The 15,057-nt window shown below is 41.0% G+C and carries 20 protein-coding genes; 19 read left to right on the forward strand and 1 reads right to left on the reverse strand.

Going from position 1 to position 15,057, the window contains the following annotated elements; translation table 11 throughout:
• Position 1: 1 nt before the first annotated feature.
• The 19 genes from kdsB (at position 2) to pyrF (ending at position 14,067) form a co-directional block, all read left to right on the forward strand.
• Positions 2-763, forward strand: a complete 762-nt coding sequence (gene kdsB, locus FTU34_RS03090; RefSeq protein ID WP_180034691.1) for a 3-deoxy-manno-octulosonate cytidylyltransferase — start codon at positions 2-4, stop codon at positions 761-763.
• Positions 764-776: 13 nt separating this feature from the next.
• Complete coding sequence (locus tag FTU34_RS03095) at positions 777-1,760, forward strand: DNA polymerase III subunit delta' (RefSeq protein WP_180034692.1); 984 nt, start codon at positions 777-779, stop codon at positions 1,758-1,760.
• A 15-nt stretch (positions 1,761-1,775) separates the two neighbouring features.
• The gene (locus FTU34_RS03100; protein WP_180034693.1) at positions 1,776-2,117 is read left to right on the forward strand and encodes a PilZ domain-containing protein; all 342 of its coding nucleotides are present in this window, start codon (positions 1,776-1,778) and stop codon (positions 2,115-2,117) included.
• A gap of 31 nt (positions 2,118-2,148) precedes the next feature.
• On the forward strand, positions 2,149-2,922 hold the full coding sequence (locus FTU34_RS03105) for a TatD family hydrolase (protein WP_168378895.1): 774 nt from the start codon (positions 2,149-2,151) through the stop codon (positions 2,920-2,922).
• A gap of 42 nt (positions 2,923-2,964) precedes the next feature.
• Positions 2,965-3,579 carry a TetR/AcrR family transcriptional regulator gene (locus tag FTU34_RS03110; protein ID WP_078193665.1) on the forward strand — a complete coding sequence of 205 codons (615 nt, stop codon included), beginning with the start codon at positions 2,965-2,967 and terminating at the stop codon, positions 3,577-3,579.
• A gap of 9 nt (positions 3,580-3,588) precedes the next feature.
• Positions 3,589-4,146 carry a type II secretion system protein gene (locus FTU34_RS03115; RefSeq protein WP_180034694.1) on the forward strand — a complete coding sequence of 186 codons (558 nt, stop codon included), beginning with the start codon at positions 3,589-3,591 and terminating at the stop codon, positions 4,144-4,146.
• Positions 4,136-4,528 (forward strand): type II secretion system minor pseudopilin GspI, encoded by a 393-nt coding sequence (gene gspI / locus FTU34_RS03120; RefSeq protein WP_078188947.1) that lies wholly within the window; start codon positions 4,136-4,138, stop codon positions 4,526-4,528. The genes FTU34_RS03115 and gspI overlap by 11 nt, the downstream gene beginning before the upstream one ends.
• 46 nt (positions 4,529-4,574) lie before the next feature.
• Complete coding sequence (gene gspJ / locus FTU34_RS03125; protein ID WP_180034842.1) at positions 4,575-5,204, forward strand: type II secretion system minor pseudopilin GspJ; 630 nt, start codon at positions 4,575-4,577, stop codon at positions 5,202-5,204.
• 39 nt (positions 5,205-5,243) lie between these two features.
• Complete coding sequence (gene gspK / locus FTU34_RS03130; protein WP_180034695.1) at positions 5,244-6,191, forward strand: type II secretion system minor pseudopilin GspK; 948 nt, start codon at positions 5,244-5,246, stop codon at positions 6,189-6,191.
• Positions 6,192-6,321: 130 nt separating this feature from the next.
• The gene (locus FTU34_RS03135; protein ID WP_180034696.1) at positions 6,322-6,918 is read left to right on the forward strand and encodes a 6-carboxytetrahydropterin synthase; all 597 of its coding nucleotides are present in this window, start codon (positions 6,322-6,324) and stop codon (positions 6,916-6,918) included.
• 36 nt (positions 6,919-6,954) lie between these two features.
• The gene (gene ung, locus FTU34_RS03140) at positions 6,955-7,668 is read left to right on the forward strand and encodes a uracil-DNA glycosylase (protein ID WP_111885056.1); all 714 of its coding nucleotides are present in this window, start codon (positions 6,955-6,957) and stop codon (positions 7,666-7,668) included.
• Positions 7,665-8,786, forward strand: coding sequence for an enoyl-CoA hydratase/isomerase family protein (locus FTU34_RS03145; protein ID WP_180010307.1), 1,122 nt, complete (start codon positions 7,665-7,667; stop codon positions 8,784-8,786). The genes ung and FTU34_RS03145 overlap by 4 nt, the downstream gene beginning before the upstream one ends.
• 7 nt (positions 8,787-8,793) lie before the next feature.
• Positions 8,794-9,345 (forward strand): tRNA adenosine(34) deaminase TadA, encoded by a 552-nt coding sequence (gene tadA, locus FTU34_RS03150; protein WP_111885055.1) that lies wholly within the window; start codon positions 8,794-8,796, stop codon positions 9,343-9,345.
• A 26-nt stretch (positions 9,346-9,371) separates the two neighbouring features.
• Positions 9,372-9,803, forward strand: coding sequence for an SRPBCC family protein (locus FTU34_RS03155; protein ID WP_078188937.1), 432 nt, complete (start codon positions 9,372-9,374; stop codon positions 9,801-9,803).
• A 17-nt stretch (positions 9,804-9,820) separates the two neighbouring features.
• Positions 9,821-10,504: a (d)CMP kinase gene (cmk, locus tag FTU34_RS03160; protein ID WP_078193656.1), complete on the forward strand. Its 684-nt coding sequence runs from the start codon at positions 9,821-9,823 to the stop codon at positions 10,502-10,504.
• 107 nt (positions 10,505-10,611) lie between these two features.
• A complete protein-coding gene (gene rpsA, locus FTU34_RS03165; RefSeq protein ID WP_078193655.1) occupies positions 10,612-12,291 on the forward strand; it encodes a 30S ribosomal protein S1 in 1,680 nt (559 codons plus the stop codon).
• Between the two features lie 162 nt (positions 12,292-12,453).
• Entirely contained in the window at positions 12,454-12,756 is a 303-nt protein-coding gene (locus FTU34_RS03170) for an integration host factor subunit beta (protein WP_067767464.1), read from the forward strand.
• A 24-nt stretch (positions 12,757-12,780) separates the two neighbouring features.
• On the forward strand, positions 12,781-13,146 hold the full coding sequence (locus FTU34_RS03175) for a lipopolysaccharide assembly protein LapA domain-containing protein (protein WP_078188931.1): 366 nt from the start codon (positions 12,781-12,783) through the stop codon (positions 13,144-13,146).
• Between the two features lie 240 nt (positions 13,147-13,386).
• Positions 13,387-14,067, forward strand: a complete 681-nt coding sequence (pyrF, locus tag FTU34_RS03180; RefSeq protein ID WP_078193653.1) for an orotidine-5'-phosphate decarboxylase — start codon at positions 13,387-13,389, stop codon at positions 14,065-14,067.
• Between the two features lie 77 nt (positions 14,068-14,144).
• Here the strand turns inward: pyrF and FTU34_RS03185 are convergent, their stop codons facing one another.
• A complete protein-coding gene (locus FTU34_RS03185) occupies positions 14,145-15,053 on the reverse strand; it encodes a lysine exporter LysO family protein (RefSeq protein ID WP_180034697.1) in 909 nt (302 codons plus the stop codon).
• Between the last annotated feature and the right edge of the window lie 4 nt (positions 15,054-15,057).

The following is a 15,057-nucleotide window of genomic DNA, read 5'->3' on the forward strand; positions in this document are numbered from 1 at the left end:
TATGAAACATATTGTTATTCCTGCACGTTTTTCAAGTTCACGTTTACCAGGTAAGCCATTGCTTGAAATTCATGGCCGTCCGATGATTTTACGTGTGGTCGATCAAGCCAAAAAAGTTGCAGGATTCGATGATCTTTGTGTTGCTACAGATGATGAACGTATTGCCGCAGTGTGTCGTGCGGAAGGGGTTGATGTGGTATTGACCTCTACAGAGCATCCATCTGGGACAGATCGTTTAAGTGAAGTTGCGCGTATCAAAGGTTGGGCAAGTGATGACATTATTGTCAATGTGCAGGGCGATGAACCTTTGCTTCCCGCTCAATTGGTAAAACAAGTTGCACAATTACTCGTTGATCAGCCGAAATGTTCAATGTCGACACTCTGCGAGCCGATTCATAGTCTAGAAGAATTTCAACGTGACAGCATTGTCAAAGTGGTGATGTCAAAGCACAATCAAGCGCTGTATTTCAGTCGTGCGACTATTCCGTATGACCGAGACGGTGCAAAGCAAGCTGAAAAAACCTTGCATGATCAAGCTTTTCGTCATTTAGGACTTTATGCATACCGCGTAAAACTCCTTCAAGAATATGTCACTTGGGATATGGGTGTACTAGAAAAATTAGAAAGCCTTGAACAATTACGCGTTTTGGAAAATGGTCACCGTATTGCCATTGCTGTGGCAGAAGCGAACCTACCACCGGGCGTTGACACTCAAGCTGACCTTGATCGTTTGAACCACATGGATGTTTCAAACTTCGAATAAGGTTAAACGATTTATGCAAAATGACATTGTGGCGCAAGTGTACCCTTGGCAGCAAAATACATGGAATACATTAACCAGCCGTTTTCCACAACTGGGACATGGCGTGCTTTTGTATGGCAAAAAAGGCTGTGGTAAAGAGGCATTTGCAAAACAATTTCTTGCATGGGTGCTGTGTCAAAAACGTGATGAGCGGACTGAGCCATGTGGTGAGTGTGGGAGTTGCCAGTGGTTAAAGTCAGATACACATCCAAATTTTGTCCACATCAGCACAGATGAAGACAATAAAAAGCAAAACGCCAAAATTAAAATCGAAAAAATTCGTGATTTATTGCCCTTTGTGCAGCAAACCGTAGACGGTTGGCGAGTTGTGTTGATTGAGCCCGCTGAAGCATTAAACATTGCGTCATCGAATGCGTTGCTGAAAACGCTAGAAGAGCCGGGTGAGCGGATTGTGATTATGTTGTTGGCAGAGCATTATTTGAAATTGCCAGCAACAATTCGCAGTCGAATGCAGCACTATGCATTGGATCGTATCGAACCCGAACAATCACAGCAATATTTACAGCAGCATTTGCCCGATAGTGGTGAAACTCAGCGCAAAGTTCTCATGAACTTAGCCAGTCAAATGCCATTACAAGCGATTTCATTGGCAAGTAGCGAATGGTTAAATATGCGCCAAGAGTTTCTACAAGATTGGCTAAAACTTGTGACACAAAAAAACATGCCGATGGCAATTGCGACAAAGTGGAATAAAGCTCTGAGTTTTAGTGATTTTAGTCAAATGTTTGAATACTTGTTGTCCGATATAATTTGTGTCAAGCTAAATCAATCCATAAAAAATATAGATTTGGATTTTGGGGTGTTGGCAGAGCAATATTCACTCGAAACACTCTTTGGGATATATACAGAATTACAGCAGTCTAAGCGGTTCATCGAGCAGAACGTACAGGGGAATCTGGTCGTAGATGAGCTTTGCATCAAACTGATGAATGTTTAATTAAGGGGAAACATCATGCAACCACGTATGGGCGGGATTGTTCACGCTAATATTCCAGATGTGGAAACACTTTTTGCGAGCTACATGCCTTATGTCGTTGGTGGTGGTCTATTTGTACCATCAAAGCAAGTTGTGAAAATGGGTGATGAGGTTTTCTTATTGGCCACTTTGCCTGAACAAAGTATAAAAATTCCTTTGACAGGAAAAGTGATTTGGATTTCGCAAAAGCAAAATGGCATTAAACCACAAGGCTTTGGAATCCAATTAAGCGGCGAAAAAGGCGTTTATTTCAAAACAGAAGCAGAACGTTTACTTGCAGGGCTTAAATCTGAGGGGCGTAGAAGTTACACTATGTAGTTACAACAGTGAAGACTTGTAGGTACATATTGTGTTTGTAGATACCCATTGCCATTTAACCATGCTCGACCTAAGCCCTTATGAGGGTAATTTAGATCTTGCATTGGATCAGGCTCGTCAAGCCGGGGTCTCAAAATTTATGAGTATCTCGGTTGATCTAGATGACCATATCGAACTTTCAAAAATTGCTTCACGTCATGCCGATGTGGGTTATTCCGTTGGGGTACACCCATGTGAAGATCCTGCAACGATGGCTCGGGCAACAGAAGAATATCTCATTGAATTAGCACAACCTGAAAAGGTTTGGGCGATTGGTGAAACAGGGCTGGATTATTTTCATAGTACAGACTTTATTGCAGAGCAAAAAGAATGCTTTGCCCGCCATATTCACGCATCACAAGCTGTAAAAAAACCGGTGGTTGTACATACTCGTTCTGCAAAGCATGATACGGTGGATATTATCCGTGCAGAGAAATCCACTCACGGGATTTTGCATTGTTTTACTGAAGATTGGGAAACAGCAAAAGCGGTCTTAGATTGTGGTTATTACGTGTCATTTTCAGGCATTGTTTCTTTTAAAAATGCGCAAGATTTGCGTGATGTGGCCAAGCAAGTGCCACTGGATCGCGTGCTGATTGAAACAGATAGCCCATACCTTGCACCGATGCCCTATAGAGGAAAGTCTAATGAACCAAAATACGTTCCTTATGTAGCCAAAGCCTTAAGTGATGTATATGATAAGTCAATTGAAGAGATGGCTTTCATAACAATGCAAAACTTTGAAAATCTCCTCAATCTTAAGTAAATAATTTGAATTGATATAAGAGTAAGAGAGTATAGGGTGAAGATGGATCGTCAAGCTCAGTTTAGAGCAAGAGAGGCATTAATTTTCCAAGTGGCAGAGCAGCTTCTATTGGAAAATGGCGAAGCAGGGATGACACTAGATGCGCTAGCGGCAGAACTCGACTTGGCAAAAGGGACGTTATATAAACATTTTCAAAGTAAAGATGAACTATATATGTTGCTCATTATTCGTAATGAACGCATGTTATTAGAAATGATTAAAGACACCGATAAAGCTTTTCCTGAACACCTTGCTTTCTTTATGTTGCATCACTTACATCACCCAGAACGTACAGTGTTGTTTCATCAAATTGAAGAGCGTTTATCGACAACGGGTGTGGGTATTCAACACTTGTTTAGTGAACTTTATCAAGTGCGCAAACAGCGCCTACGATTGATCATTCGTATGACTGAGCATTATTTGGAGTCGATTCAAAGTAGTATGCCAGTACGTGATTATCTTGCTTCAATTTGGTCACTTACACATGGTGCTGCAGCAATTTTGAACTCTAGTTTTTATCAGCGTTATTTGGGTTCAAGAGACACCTTGCGGGTTGCTTATATTGATCAAGCCTTGGCCTTACCAAAACAAGTGCATGCGGTTGCTCAATTCGCTTAAAGGCTGCTTATGAAAAGTGCATCACCATCATCGGTTCGTGGCTTCACCCTCGTAGAATTGATGGTGGTGATTGTGATTATGGGCATCATGGCCTCATTGGTGCTTTTAAATATTGGTGGGACAGATCAACGCAAAGCCATGCAAGCACGCGAAGTGTTTGTGATGGATCTGAAGCGAATTTTACGCGATGCAAATGATCAAGCTTTGATATTGGCCCTACAGCAAAAAGCTGGAACGGATGTCAACACGCAAAGCTATGCGGTACAAGAATATTTACCAGAACAAAAACGTGTAGAAAATAGTATTTTAAATCAGAACAATAAATGGCAAAACTATAAAAACTTTGAAACCCGAGTATTACCTGAAAATGTCTCTTTTACGATTCAGCCTTTAGACCAGCAGTATGAAAATGCCAATAATGATGATTTGTTAAATACCAATGCACCCAAGTTGATTTGGTTAGGTAATGGTGAGGTAAAGCCTGTGCGAATACAGTTTTATTTTGAAGAACGTCCCATTGGTAATGAAATCGAAATTGATCATTTAGGGAAAGTCAATGCGGGCTAAAGGGTTTACGCTACTTGAAGTCATGGTGGCATTGGCGATTTTTGCGACGGCGGCAATGGCTTTGTCTAATGTTGCGATGCAATATACACAGTCGACAGCACACGCAATTTTAAGAAATAAAGCACAATTCGTCGCGTTGAATGAAATCGCTAAGATGGAAATCAATCGTGAATGGATGACAGGTACTGCATCTAAACAAGTCACTGAACAAGGCGAACAATGGCAAATTGACAAAAAAGCCCAAGCCACCATTAGTCCAAATGTACAACGTATTGATATCCAAGTGAGTTTGATGAATGCTGAAACAGGCGATGTTGAAGCAGGGATTAGCAGTTTGGTGTTCTTTAACTATAAGGCTCCGTTGGATGAAAATAATAACTAGAAAAAAACGTACATCTCAAGATATGCCTGTGCTTGTGCAGCAAGGAATGAGGAATCGAGCAGGATTTACCTTAGTTGAGCTTTTGGTTGCGATTGCTATTTTCGCAGTGCTGTCTGCTTTGGGTTGGAAGGTCTTTGATTATGTCTCGAAAGTGAAAGAGCGAAACGCAACCCATGAAGTAAGGCTCAGTCAGTTGCAAGATGCCCATCAGCAAATACTCAGAGACACTGTACAAGCTGTGCCGTTAACTGCCAATATTAATGGAGATATTCAACCAGCGTTAGTATTGCAAAATGGCCGATTTAATTTCAGTAAGACAGGTGTCACTGATCCATTAAATCAGGGCATTGCACCTGACGAGCGAGTGGAATATCAATACAAAGCTGATGAAAAAAAATTGTATCGGCTAAAATTTAAAAATCTCAACCAAACGGGGCATGATCAGCCAGATTCGAGTGTTTTACTGGATAATGTTGAACAATATAAAATCACGGTACTCAATCCAAATGAGTTAGAGAATTGGCCAGATGCTGCCGCTGATTTGAATAATGAAAAAACCATTCAACTGTTACCGCGGGGTATCAGGATGCAGCTCACAGTTGATGGGACAAACTACGAATGGTTATTCAGTTTGTTAAATACTGATTTTTTATTGGATAAAAATAAGAATGGTTAGCGGTCAGGTAGTAGAGTCATTTGAAGTTCGGAGTTGCGTATGAAACAGCAACGTGGCATCGCTTTGTTAACTATCCTGATGATGGTAGCTTTGGCAACCATAGTTGCAGCAGGCATCGCAAAACAACAAGCCCATACTTCTGAAAATACCGCTTATGTGATGCGCCAAAATCAGTCGTTGTTATATGCGAAAAGTGCTGAAGCATTTTTTGCTGAACTTTTGGTAAATGATGCCGAAAATGCAGGGCAGGTGGATTACCTCCAAGAAAATTGGGCTCAGCCTATGCCAGCCTTTCCTGTGGAAGGTGGAACTGTTGCAGGTGTGCTCCAAGACGAATCTGGAAAATTTAACCTTAATAGTTTGGTTTCAGAAGAGGGGGTGGTAAATGACAAAGCAAAATTATGGTTTGAAAAAATATTGCAGCGTGTTGGTTTACCCGCAGAATTAAGTCAAGCCGTGATTGACTGGCAAGATGAAGATGATGAGACTTCTGGCCCGATGGGCGCAGAGCTGGCGTACTATCGTGGTTTAAATAATGCGGCATTACCGCCAAATGCAAAATTTCATAGTGTGGAAGAACTGAAATCAGTCCGTGGTTTTGAAGGTGCTCAATATAAACTGATTGCGCCCTATGTGAGTAGCTTGCCCTCGCATGAAACAACGGTAAACATTAATACCGCTCCTGCATTTTTGTTAGCGACTATGGATGATCGTTTAGATGTCAATGCAGTTGAGCAAGCTTTGCAACAAAAAGCTGCCAAATTTGAACATTTCGAAAATATCAATGATTTATGGGCAATGGAGCCATTTGCACAGGTGAGCACAGAAAATAGGGAAGTTTTAAATTCACAATTGGGTGTGCAGTCGAACTATTTTAAAGCGCAAATTGAAATTATTTTAAATGAAAGAAAGCGTCAATTTACCAGTGAGTTAGTGCGAAAAGATAAAGATGTGTATGTGGCTTTTCGCAGTATGGCACCATTTTAGGTATTAAATATCGCTAAATTTTCATGATGCCTTTTCCCAATTGTGCTGAACAGCAAAATTAATGCCTCTTGCTAGACTTTTGCATTATAATCTCTGAGAACCCATAGATTATTTGATTGCATTACGACATATGTTAATTCGTAAGTTATTTAAGTTTGAAAACGCGCATATCGTGCGTAATTGCACGTCAGACCGTTGCAAGCGTTCCATTCATGGACACAGTTATAAAGTCGAACTATTACTTAAAGCGTCGAAACTTGACCATGGGCAAATGGTTTACGATTTCGGTTTGCTCAAAGGGGTAATTAAAGACTTATTTGACAGTTTTGATCACGCGATTTGTTTTTGGCAACATGATGATGCCGAGTACATTCGTGCCTGCAAGCAGTTCAGCGCACGTTGGGTTCAACTACCCGTATCGCCTTCAGCAGAACAGTTTTCACGGATCTTCTTTTACTTGGCACAACAAGTTCTAAAATCAACAGAAACTCAAAATGGTGAGGGTGATGTTGAGGTGTATTCTGTAATTGTGCATGAGACAGACACAGGCTATGCGCAAAGCTTCTTAGAAGATATCGACAACGCACAAATGGGGTTGTTGCATTTAGACCAAATTATCTTCTCCGAACAAGTTCAGTCGGAATGGAACGATACCCAGATGTATGAAAAATTAAAACAGGGTCAAAAATTTTTAAACCCTGCAGTTGATTTACAAGTTAGAGTTTAAGTAAATATTTGGTTTTATTAGGATTGGTTAACAGTGATGTCTTTAACAGAAGAGCAACAAGCAAAACTCGCTAAAGTGCAGCTTGAGCCTAGCTGGAAATATGCCCTAAGTGAGTTTTTGCTTAGCCCCCGCATGGATGAGTTAAAAGACTTTCTGTTACAACAAATCAAACAGGATAAAGTGATTTATCCACCGAATCCGCTGATCTTTAATGCCCTAAACACGACGCCTATGGCAAATGTAAAGGTGGTGATTTTAGGCCAAGACCCGTATCATGGGCCAAATCAGGCACATGGTTTAAGCTTTTCGGTACAAAAGGGGGTTGCATTACCACCTTCTTTACGTAATATTTTCCATGAGTTAAATGCTGACCTCGGGGTTCCTGTGTCAAAACATGGGGACTTAACACGCTGGGCAGAACAAGGTGTTTTGCTTTTAAATGCGGTACTGACTGTTGAGGCTGGGCAACCAACTTCACATCAAAAACGTGGCTGGGAAGATTTTACAGACCATGTGATTGATGTTTTAAATGAACAACGTGAGCATATTGTCTTTATTTTATGGGGGGCATATGCACAGCGTAAGGGACAACGCATTGACCAAAATAAGCACTTAGTGCTAAAAGCCGCGCATCCATCTCCTTTGGCTGCAAACCGCGGTGGATTTTTTGGTTGTAAGGTGTTTTCAAAAAGTAATAATTATCTTAAACAAAATGGCATTGAGCCAATAGACTGGCAGCTGGACGCATGACTTATTCTCCCGTTTCAAAAAATTATCACCCAGATCTGATTGTTGAAGAAGCGAAAAAGGGCTGGCGCATTGTTCGCTTGAATCGCCCAAAATCGCTTCATGCATTAGATGAATCAATCTGTACAGCGTTGCTTGAAGTCTTTCAGGACTTTCAACACGATGATGCTGTAAAGGCGATTTGGTTAGATTCCACTACGCCAAAAGCATTTTGTGCAGGTGGCGATGTACGCAAATTGCGACAATTGGTGGTCAATGATGAAGTTGAAACGGCGAATAAATTCTTTGAACAAGAATATGCCCTAGATTTGCTGCTGCATAACTATGCAAAGCCGATTTTGGTTTGGGGTGAAGGTTATGTCATGGGTGGTGGTTTAGGTCTGTTTATGGCCGCACCTTTCCGTTTGGTAACACCTTATTCACGTTTAGCAATGCCTGAAATTAATATCGGTTTGTATCCAGATGTGGGTGCGACGCGTTTCCTTGCTGATCGTGGTGCCATTGGGTTGTTTACTGGGTTAACTGGCTCTATTATGACCGCAGCAGGTGCTTATGGTATCGGTTGGGCAACGCATATTTGTGATGCACAGCGTGATAACGTACTTGAAACTGTCATCAATATTGATTGGGATCATTATCCAGCTGGCGATTTTCGTGCCATTGATGACACTTTAAATAGTATGCATCGTCCTGTGGGGCCTGGCCCATTACAAAATTCATTGGATGTAATTCAAAGTGTGTGCCGCGGACATAATTTTGAACATGACTATGAATCAATTATTGGTTTAAGCGATGCACGCAGTGATTGGCTACGTCAAGCCAGTGAAAATCTACAAAAAGGTTCACCTGCAACCGCCGCATTAACATGGTTGTTGTGGCAGTGGGGCAAGCAAGTGCATTCTTGGAATGAAGTGTTTGAACTGGAAACCCAAATTTCGGATTGGAAAATTCGTCATGCAGACTTTGTGGAAGGTGTGCGCGCACGTCTAGTCGATAAAGACCTGTCTCCAGAATGGAAAAAAGGTACAGATCTTTCCCTCAAAGGAATTCTGGCTGATGAGCCTCCTGTAACCAATATTGACAGTTGGAATGTACTGTTAAGACAGTATGGTGTAATTTAATTAATTGATGTCTGAACAAAATCTATATAGTGATGAACATTGGATGCAGCTTGCTTTCGAGCAGGCTGCACAAGCTGCCGAATTGCAAGAAATTCCTGTAGGCGCAGTCATTGTGAGTCAAAATCAAGTCATAGGTGCAGGGTTTAATGCGCCGATTTCTCTGAAAGATCCCACCGCACATGCGGAAGTACAAGCTTTGCGTCAAGCTTGTTTAAATATCGATAATTACCGTTTACCTGACGATGCAACTTTATATGTAACTTTAGAGCCATGCACAATGTGTGTGGGCGCTTTGGTACATTCAAGAATAAAACGAGTGGTATTTGCGACGACTGAGCCTAAAGCAGGTTCTTTGGTCAGTTCGCGTCAATTGTTAAATTCAGGCTACTATAACCATATCTTTGAGTTTGAGCATGGTTGCCTACAAGAGCAATGCTCCCAACAATTGAGTGATTTTTTTAAAATGCGTCGTGAACAAAAACGACTGATGAAGTTACAGGAAAAAGCCACTTTGACTGAACTTAATTTAAAAAATCAAGTAAACTCTACTGACAATTAATATTGTCAAATAAAATAAGGTACACCATGAAATCCATTCAAGTAAAAAAAGAATTTAATGCACCGGTCGAGCAAGTTTTTGACTTACTTTCAAAACATTCGACCTATAACGTGGCTTTTGCGCCGATTCAAGTGGTGCGTGTTAAAGATTCAGCAGATCCTGAGCGTCCTGATGGTGTGGGTTCTGTGCGCCGTATGGGCTTTGGGCCAGTGAAGCCGTTACAAGAGCAAATTACCTTGCTTGAGCCAAACCAACGTATTGAATATAAAATTATTAAAAACCCATTGGTGAAACATCATTTGGGCGTGATTCAATTCGAAGCGATTGATGCTGCGCGTACTTTAGTCACTTATACGATTGAATTACAGGCGCGTGCGCCATTCGTTAGTCAATTAATCCTTGCGCAACTGAAGTCAGCGATTAAAATTGGTTTTTCAAAACTTGCAAAAACCGTATAAACAAAAGTGGAAGAGCAATGACAGTTCAAATCATTACAATTGATGGCCCAAGTGGCTCAGGTAAAGGAACATTGGCAGCAAAAATTGCGGCACATTATCAGTTCCACTTACTCGACTCAGGTGCGTTATATCGTCTGTTGGGATTGTCATTGCATAAGCAAGACTTAATTGATGCATTAGACTCAAAGCTCGATGAATGCGTAAAAATTGCAACAAATTTAGACATACAATTTGTGACAAATGAAGCAGGTGTTTCGGTGCTTTTAGATGGTGAAGATGTCTCAAAAGTTATCCGTACTGAGAGAGTTGGAGAGTTTGCTTCAAAAGTTGCTGCAATTCCTGCACTTAGAACTGCGCTTTTAGAACGTCAGCATGCCTTTGCTCAAGCACCTGGTTTGGTTGCAGACGGCCGTGATATGGCGACAACGATTTTTCCAAATGCTCAAGCCAAGATTTATTTAACGGCTTCTGCTCAGTCCCGTGCGGAGCGCCGTGTAAATCAGTTGCAGGCTATGGGCGTGGATGTTAAAATAAACGACATTTTAGCTAATATCGAAGCGCGTGATAAGCGAGATATGGAACGTGCAGTCGCTCCGCTCAAGCCTGCGCCAGATGCTTACTTCATTGATAGTTCAACTTTAAGTATTGATGAAGTATTCACGCTGATGACGAATTACATCGATCAGCAATTAGCAAACTAAAGAATTTTCAGCAGAAGCATAGCTTGATCAGTCTTATACGGACTATGTAGACGCTTAATTAAACCGGCCTTGTCTGATCCAAGACCGCTGACTTTACTAGGTATATCATGACCGAATCTTTTGCAGCCCTCTTTGAAGAAAGCGAATTAAACCTCAACGTTGAAAAGGGTGCTGTCATCCAAGGCGTTGTAGTAAGCATCGACTCTGACTGGGTAACAGTTGACACTGGCCTTAAATCAGAAGGTATTGTTGACCGCGCTGAATTCTTAAATGAACAACGTGAACTTGAAGTTCAAGTTGGCGACACTGTTGATGTAGTTGTTGAAGCTCTTGACAACGGTATGGGTCAAACAGTTTTATCACGTGAAAAAGCTAAACGTGCTGAAACTTGGACTAAACTTGAAAAAATCTTTGAAGACGGCGAAATCGTTACTGGTGTTATCTCTGGTAAGGTTAAAGGCGGTTTCACTGTTGACATCGGTCCAGTTCGTGCGTTCCTTCCAGGTTCTTTAGTTGATACTCGTCCTATTCGTGATACTACTCACTTAGAAGGTAAAGAGTTAGAATTTAAAGTAATCAAACTAGATGCTAAACGTAACAACGTTGTTGTATCTCGTCGTGCTGTTATGGAAGCTGAATCTTCAGCTGACCGTGAAGCTCTTCTTGCTCAGCTTGAAGAAGGTCAAACAGTTACTGGTACTATCAAAAATCTTACTGACTACGGCGCGTTCGTTGACCTTGGTGGTATTGATGGTCTTCTTCACATCACTGACATGGCTTGGAAACGTATCAAGCATCCTTCAGAAGTTGTTGAAGTTGGTCAAGAAGTTACTGTTAAAGTACTTAAATTCGACCGCGAACGTAACCGCGTATCTTTAGGCCTTAAACAATTAGGCGAAGATCCATGGTTAGCGATCATGAACCGTTACCCTAAAGGTTCTATCGTTAAAGCTCGTGTAACTAACTTAACTGACTACGGTTGCTTCGCTGAAATCGCTGAAGGCGTTGAAGGCTTAGTACACGTTTCAGAAATGGACCATACTAACAAAAACATCCACCCATCTAAAGTTGTTCAGATCGGTGACGAAGTTGACGTTATGGTTCTTGAAGTTGATGAAGAGCGTCGTCGTATTTCTCTTGGTATCAAACAAACTCGTGCTAACCCATGGGAAGAGTTTGCTAAAGAACACGACAAAGGTGAAAAAGTTTCAGGTACTATCAAGTCAATCACTGACTTCGGTATCTTCATCGGTTTACCAGGCGGTATCGATGGTCTAGTTCACTTGTCTGACATTTCTTGGAACGAACAAGGCGAAGAAGCTATCCGTCGTTACAAGAAAGGTGACACAGTTGAAGCGGTTATCCTTTCAGTAGACGCTGAAGGCAACCGTATCAGCCTTGGCATCAAACAAATGAACAGCGATCCGTTCAACGATTTCTTAGCTGCTAACGAACGCGGTGCGCTTGTTAAAGGTACTGTAACTGCAGTTGACGCTAAAGGCGCTACTGTTAAGTTAGCTGACGAAGTTGAAGCGACTCTTAAAGCATCTGAAATCAACCGCGACCGCGTTGAAGATGCAACTAAGTTCCTTGAAGTTGGTCAAGAAGTTGAAGCTAAAATCATCAACGTAGACCGCAAATCACGTTCTATCAACTTGTCTATCAAAGCGAAAGACGAAGCTGAAGAAAAAGAAGCAGTAGCTAACTTGAACAAGACAGCTACAGCAACTTCAGACAATGGTCCTAAGACTATTGGTGATTTGATCAAAGCTCAAATGAACCACTAAGTAAGTGTTTGAATTGTATTGTTAATGTAAATTAATTAATATATTTTACACAATTACTGTAACGGTAGCGTAGTAAGTGATTATTACGCTACCGTTTTGTATTTAAACAGGTTATTATCGGGAAACTGATCCTAGGTAGCTTGATAATTAAAGAGGTCGCAGATGACTACTGAAGCACTTAATAAGTCTGACTTAATAGAGCGTATTTCTCTTAAAAACCCACACTTAGCTGAACCCTTAGTGGAAGAGGCCGTTAAGATAATGATCGATCAAATGATCGAAGCTTTGTCTACAGACAACCGAATTGAAATCCGTGGTTTTGGTAGTTTTGCATTACATCACCGTGAACCACGTGTGGGTCGTAACCCAAAAACAGGTAAATCAGTTGAAGTTGCAGCAAAAGCTGTACCGCACTTTAAACCTGGTAAAGCTTTACGTGATGCGGTAAACGAATCTGCAAACTAATTCAAAACATTGTTAGGGGTGTTTATGCGTTACGTATTGGTCGTAATTCTACTAGTCCTATTTGGATACTCATTGGCTTTGGTTCTGCAAAACGGCACTGAACTTTCAGTCGATTTGTTGTTTACACAAGTGCCTGCAATGCGTTTAGGGCTTTTATTGCTATTAACATTGTCATTAGGTTTGGTTTTAGGTCTTTTATTGGCAGTGCAAGTATTCCGAGTATTTCAAAATAACTGGGAAATTAAACGTCTACGTAAAGATATTGACCGCCTACGTAAAGAGCAAATTCAAACTGCTCAACTGGCTGCTGCTGAAGCGGCTGCACATACACGTCATGAAAAAACAGTTTTAGATATTGATGCAAATGAGCGTCCTTCTAACCCGTTATAATTGGGCTTATGAAGTAAATTAACTACTTTTATGAGTATAGTTAAATTTTATATTAAACACTCTGGTGGATCATCGGGGTGTTTTTTTATGGGCTGAAAAAATAAGCCATATATCTTAAATAAAATAATGAGATAGCTCAATTCAAATTAATCATTTCAATTAACATGAGTTTTATGACTTTCTGATCAAGTTGAATCCATCTATAATGCACTAATTTTGTCAAAATGAAGGGTAAGTCTCTTGAGTATCATCGTTGCACTAGATGCTAAAAGCCAATATGACGCACTTACAATTGCAGAGCAGTTAGATCCTGCATTATGTCGAGTTAAGGTTGGTAAAGAGTTATTTACCCATGAGGGTTCAAGTATCGTTAAAGCATTGCACGATAAAGGTTTTGAAGTATTTCTAGATCTTAAATTCCATGATATTCCAAACACCACAGCACAAGCAGTTTGTGCAGCTGCGGATATGGGTGTGTGGATGGTCAATGTCCATGCATCAGGTGGCCGTAAAATGATGGAAACCTGTGTAGAGCGCCTAAAGGCGGGCAATTACAATACTCAGTTAATTGCTGTTACGGTTTTGACATCAATGGGTCGTGAAGATCTTGCGGAATTAGGCTTAGATGTGGAACCTTTTGAACATGTGAAGCGTCTTGCGACTTTAACGAAAGAAAGTGGTTTGGATGGTGTAGTTTGTTCGGCACAAGAAGCGAAAATGTTACGTGAAACTTTGGGTGCTGACTTTGCATTAGTAACACCGGGTATCCGTCCTGAGGGTTCTGCAGCGGATGATCAAAAACGAATTGTGACACCTAAACAAGCCATGCTTGATGGTTCTACACATTTGGTGATTGGCCGTCCAATTACTAAATCGGATAATATGCGTCAGACTTTAAAAGATATTTTGGCGACACTTTAATATTTACCCTCTCTCTAACTCTCTCCCAAAGGGAGAGAGAAAGTCCTCTCCCTTTGGGAGAGGATTTAGGTGAGGGGTTAGATAGCCGCCAATATACTCACTAATATTGGTGCAAGTACAGAAAGGATAAAGCCGCTGACCATGGCATGTGGAATAAAATCATTACCACAGGCTTGTTTGACCATTGGTAGTGTGACATCCATAGCTGTTGCACCCGCAGATGAAATTGCAGAGCGTGGGTAACGCCAACCAATAATATACATAAACACAATCGCAAAGATTTCTCTGAATAAATCATTCATCAGCGCGATACTGCCTAGATGCGCATTTTTTAATTCAGTCACGACGATGCCTGTCATCGAATAGAAACCATAGCCTTGTGACAGCATAATCAAATCTTTCAGGCTGATTTGTGGCAATAGGTATGCAGCAGCAAAAGCACCCAAAAGTGAACCGACGATACAGCCCAGAGGAACAAGTAGAATTTTCCAATTTAACCAAGAACGATCGAGCGGTGAGTAGGCGAGATCTAGACCAATCAGAAACATAAAGACTAAAAGTAGATCCCAAGTACTCGTATGTGGCTGAAGACTAAAATGTGCTGCAATTTCGGCAAAAGCATAACCTAAACCTAATGCAATAAAAGCATAGCTAATATTGATGAGTGAGCTTGTTACTAACTGCATGGACACTTTGCCATGACTGGGTTTATAGCCTAAAAGCTTAAATAAAATATAGCAGCAAATAAAAGCACCCATTGAGGTTAATAGTGCAATAACTACTGATGAAGAGAGGATTTGCAGAGGTGCTGGAATAGTGTGTAATGTTTCAGAAAATTCGATCGCAATCGCAAATAACAAAATATAAGTAAAGTACGGCAGGAGTTTAAAGGCGATTTTTTCAAGCCAAGTGGGTAGGCGACGTGCAAGAATAAAACCAAGCCCTAAACAGGCTAAGAGCTGGAAAATCAACCAGAAAGATTGCATACAA

Source organism: Acinetobacter sp. YH12094 (assembly GCF_013419295.1).
In the GTDB taxonomy this organism is placed as follows: Bacteria; Pseudomonadota; Gammaproteobacteria; order Pseudomonadales; family Moraxellaceae; genus Acinetobacter; species Acinetobacter amyesii.